We start from the raw sequence: 4,151 nt of genomic DNA, 5'->3' as shown, positions 1-4,151 counted from the left end.
TCCTCCAGGTCAGTATTGGATTGTTGATCGTCCGGTTGGTAGCATAGCGAACCAAGTCAGAGGCACAGCTCTTGATATGATTCATGGTACTAATCATTCTCAATGGTTTGGGTTATACCCTATAGATTTCAAGATGCATCGCGACGGCAAGGGAGCGAATCCCCGGGAGCATAGATAACGATGTGACCGGGGTGAGTGAGTGCAGCCAACAAAGAGGCAACTTGAAAGATAACAGGTATATTCATTAATTTTTACAAAATGAATTTATAAACCATAAATAACACCTAAAAATATCTTATCTATATTTCTAAATCTGCCACCATTTTATGAGCAATAGAGGTATAATTATCACAATATAAATAAAACTAATAATTAATTATCATTAGTTTTATTTCTTAATAAAAAATACAAAAATAACTCATATGACAAAATAAAATAAAAGATTTTAAATCATTTATTTTCTTGCATTACTCATACGAAAACTATATAAATTCTAACAGGCATAAGCCTAATTGAGCCCTCCTGGCTATAGCGAATAGACAAACACTAAACAGAGGCAGAGAATGCGTTATGTTGAAAATAACTAGAGATGTTTATTTAGACTGTGACTCAAACAAAATAATTCATGGTGAAAATATATTTATCATTACAGAGAAAGAGAAGCGCCTGCTACTCGCACTGTGGGAACATGCATCACAAGGGAATACATTAAATCGGGAACAACTGATCCCTCTGGTTTGGCCTGAACGCAAAAATGGAGTAGCAGAAACCAATTTACTGCAATTAGTCTGTAAGTTACGCCGAACATTACGCTATTGTGATCTAGGCGAAGCCATACACACAGTGTACCGACAAGGTTATCGTTTTATTCTGCCATTTCAAGATAACGAACAAGATAATAGTCAGCCCCAAAATACCAAATTACCTATTCCCACCGTTACACCCCCAAAGCCATTTTATTGGCGTTTCACCAGGATGATTGTTATGTTTATCACCGCAATCATCTGGATATCAACTATCCTATATACAGCCCCCTTTCTGGCTAAGAGATAATGATCACTTTTATACCCAATAGATTTCGAGTTGCAGCGCGGCGGCAAGTGAACGAATCCCCAGGAGCATAGATAACGATGTGACTGGGGTGAGTGAAAGCAGCCAACAAAGCAGCAGCTTGAAAGATGAAGGGGATATTTACAAAACAATTAAATCCCGGTCAATGGAGGTCCATTAAATTAAAAAGCATACAATCGAGTTATCCACTTCTTCTTTGCGGCTCATTTCAGCAATTTATGGGCCGCTTTAATAAGGAAAGATCATGATTCATGATATTAAGTTATCTATTTTTTATCGGTGTAACTCCTTCGTCATTAATTACGACTACCGCTATCGGCAATAAATCCGTCAGGAATACATGTCCCCGCCACTGTCGGGATTTTCATATCTCTTTGACTGATAACAGCCATAATCATAGCTGCATCCAGATGCCAAGCGGCTTGTCCATGAATTTCATATTTCCCCCCACTAGAAATTAAGCTCCCGTTAAACGTGTGTGAAAAAATAAAAGGCCACGCAATGCGTAGCATGGAATGTGTATTAACCGCTTTTATGTTTACCTTATTCCTTTTACGTCACTGATAAATTTCAATATTTAACTTCTCATGGAAAGTGTTAAATTAAATTTTGCAGGTAAAATCACCTGATTATATATGCCAACAAATAACAGAAATAATAAGGAAACCAATATGACATTCACAGATTTCAAAATATTCCTAAACCCTAATCAAGCTATCGAAGCTTATAAAAATGGGAATATAACCATTCCTATTCGATGGAGAAATATAGCAATAAAAAACAAAGGCCAAGCAGCAATGAGGGTTTTAAATTTCTGGGCGTCCCCATTTGGGGAGTATGAATTCTATAATTCTATTGATGTCTGGCCTGGAGAAACTAAAATACTCAACGCGCCTCCTAACGTTATTTATTACTATAGAATTACAGCCGTCAATTTAGATGCAACCCTAACTACAGAAGCTGAATTTAATTGGGTATAAAGATTCTTAAAAGTTAGCTATATATCTCTCGTATCTAAATAGTTCAAACTTCACTACGCAGAAAGTAACATCTTAATTTTCTGCTAAATACTTATCAACTACCGAGGATTACTCGGTAGTTGAAATTAAATGCCACATCAGACATTATTAGATTACTTCTCACCACTCCCGGCAGGAAAATTACTGGAATCACTTTAGAAAGCGACCTGAATATGTTGTTATAATCAGGCCCCTATGATAACAATTCCTATTTTCATGTTATCCAATAAATTATCGCTGTTTCAATCTCATCACTTCTTTTTAAATCTTAATTACCCCATCACGATAAAAAAGAATAACTCTCATTCATACCATACGAATAATAAGACAACCAATAACATCAAGAGAATCCCATAGCAAAACTCCCTCTTCACTGAGAAAAGTATAATCACGGATCTCACCCATATAGCCAAATATCTTCATCGGAATATCTGTAGTGATATTTATCCTGACAGCTATTATGTTAACGAAAACAGTTAACGATTACTCTATTTCCTCATTTATCTCCAATAGATTGGCATTGTGAAAACTACATAAAAAAACCTGCCGGAGCAGGTCCATTGTTTTTCTTAGTAAATGGGTTCATGCGCTTACATGATTAAGCAGTCTTAATTCCCGCTCATTTAAACACTGGAAAGAATCTTCTACGATATGAACAAGTTTATCCAAGAGCCTATCAATACGCGAGTGTGCATCTGGTATCACTACAGCCACGACCTGATAATGATTTTCATAATACCAATGTTGAGCATAAACCAGATAATTGTCACTTTTCCTGTTGTGTAGCATTACATTTGCCGGCCACGGTTTTTCATTCAGGGGAAGAATATGTCACTTCCATATACCTAACCCCACACAGGTAATGGAATACCCAGCTTTTTATGCGAGAGATTCACCAACTCTTTATAACTTTCTGCGTCGGCTTTCGGTGTATATTCACCTGTATTAACTGGTAAGTACTGCTTTAACGTTGTTGCAATACGCAACAAAATATTTCTATTATTTGCAAAAACCCTCAGAGCTCCCTGAGAATGTGTTTGGAATAACTTGACATGCGGCCCCCATGCAGGCGAAGACTCCGCAAGAATATAGCTTAATTTCAAGAGATGGAGTTGACTCGTGGCGATTTTTGCTGCGGATTCGTAGCACTCGACTACATCACGAATATCTATATCTGGTTCTATCCCGTCACGGTCAATGGTTTCAAGTAATTCAACACCAATTTGGGTATTCTCTTTCAGGTAAGCAAGCGCCATTTTAGATTCAGAAAAATATGACATCACTTCCTGAGCTGTCAGCGTTTTTTGTTCCGCTCTGTCTTGCACCAATTGAGTAATTGGCGCAGAAAGATACTCTGGCAACTTGGCCAACTGATTAATGTCTGGAAGCGGAGTTAGCAACGTTACTAACGTTGTCATTCCTACTGTCATGTGACCCCCCTTTGATTTGTCTGTGGGATAAATACATAGGAGTACAGTATACATATCGCTCTCCGCACTACCTTACATTATTCTGCATACTTGCTTATCAAAGTACAATCAGATTTACTAAAAGAATTTGTCTCTGTAACCTAAGGAATTTAGCACGCTAATTTTAAATTTCTCACTCCTAACCTTACATAATTATATCCGTTTTCCATCGCCAATTTATTAGTTAATGAAACTATTTTATCCACAGGAGTATCTCTTCTCATTGTACCCTGAATAATATAATTTTCTGTTTGATCTTGTATGGTATTTTTAGTGAAAATACTTTCACTCAACTTACTTTTACTCAACTCAAGATAATCATTAAAGAATTCATCTAAATTCTTACTCTTTGCCGGAAATTCTATAAACATCTCATTTTTTCAAAAATACGATTTTTAATGCACCCCCCTTTGCACCACCGATATAACAGCATATCAAACAAAATATTTAATCCTCATAACAATAACATGAAATTTATTGACAAAAATAAACTGGCATTGATTGCCATAAAATGAGAAGAAGTTGAACATTCAGTTATAATCAGATAATCCCCTCATGAGAGTAATATTCTATTTTCATTTTTATTCAATAT

5 protein-coding genes are annotated in these 4,151 nt (G+C 36.3%); 2 read left to right on the top strand and 3 right to left on the bottom strand.

Features of this window, described 5'->3' with window-relative positions; translation table 11 throughout:
• Positions 1 to 570: 570 nt before the first annotated feature.
• Together V2H77_RS01135 and V2H77_RS01130 are read left to right on the top strand one after the other, a co-directional pair.
• The gene (locus tag V2H77_RS01135) at positions 571 to 1,053 is read left to right on the top strand and encodes a winged helix-turn-helix domain-containing protein (protein WP_341497330.1); all 483 of its coding nucleotides are present in this window, start codon (positions 571 to 573) and stop codon (positions 1,051 to 1,053) included.
• 689 nt (positions 1,054 to 1,742) lie between these two features.
• On the top strand, positions 1,743 to 2,051 hold the full coding sequence (locus tag V2H77_RS01130) for a hypothetical protein (protein WP_341497329.1): 309 nt from the start codon (positions 1,743 to 1,745) through the stop codon (positions 2,049 to 2,051).
• A gap of 621 nt (positions 2,052 to 2,672) precedes the next feature.
• Here V2H77_RS01130 and V2H77_RS23520 read toward each other — a convergent pair.
• From V2H77_RS23520 to V2H77_RS01120, 3 genes are all read right to left on the bottom strand, one after another.
• Positions 2,673 to 2,909, bottom strand: coding sequence for a type II toxin-antitoxin system YafO family toxin (locus V2H77_RS23520; RefSeq protein ID WP_445935440.1), 237 nt, complete (start codon positions 2,907 to 2,909; stop codon positions 2,673 to 2,675).
• A 26-nt stretch (positions 2,910 to 2,935) separates the two neighbouring features.
• Positions 2,936 to 3,520, bottom strand: a complete 585-nt coding sequence (locus V2H77_RS01125; RefSeq protein WP_265377555.1) for a hypothetical protein — start codon at positions 3,518 to 3,520, stop codon at positions 2,936 to 2,938.
• 149 nt (positions 3,521 to 3,669) lie between these two features.
• Positions 3,670 to 3,930: a hypothetical protein gene (locus V2H77_RS01120; RefSeq protein ID WP_341497328.1), complete on the bottom strand. Its 261-nt coding sequence runs from the start codon at positions 3,928 to 3,930 to the stop codon at positions 3,670 to 3,672.
• Positions 3,931 to 4,151: the final 221 nt, after the last annotated feature.

The sequence above is a fragment of the Photorhabdus sp. P32 genome (assembly GCF_038085095.1).
In the GTDB taxonomy this organism is placed as follows: domain Bacteria; phylum Pseudomonadota; class Gammaproteobacteria; order Enterobacterales; family Enterobacteriaceae; genus Photorhabdus; species Photorhabdus luminescens.
This window is presented reverse-complemented; position numbering and strand designations above follow the sequence as displayed.

Bases quoted from the DNA above. Each gene is read 5' to 3' on its own strand.
- V2H77_RS01120 (WP_341497328.1), bottom strand. From the start codon at position 3,930: ATGTTTATAGAATTTCCGGCAAAGAGTAAGAATTTAGATGAATTCTTT.
- V2H77_RS01125 (WP_265377555.1), bottom strand. From the start codon at position 3,520: ATGACAGTAGGAATGACAACGTTAGTAACGTTGCTAACTCCGCTTCCA.
- V2H77_RS01135 (WP_341497330.1), top strand. From the start codon at position 571: ATGTTGAAAATAACTAGAGATGTTTATTTAGACTGTGACTCAAACAAA.
- V2H77_RS01130 (WP_341497329.1), top strand. From the start codon at position 1,743: ATGACATTCACAGATTTCAAAATATTCCTAAACCCTAATCAAGCTATC.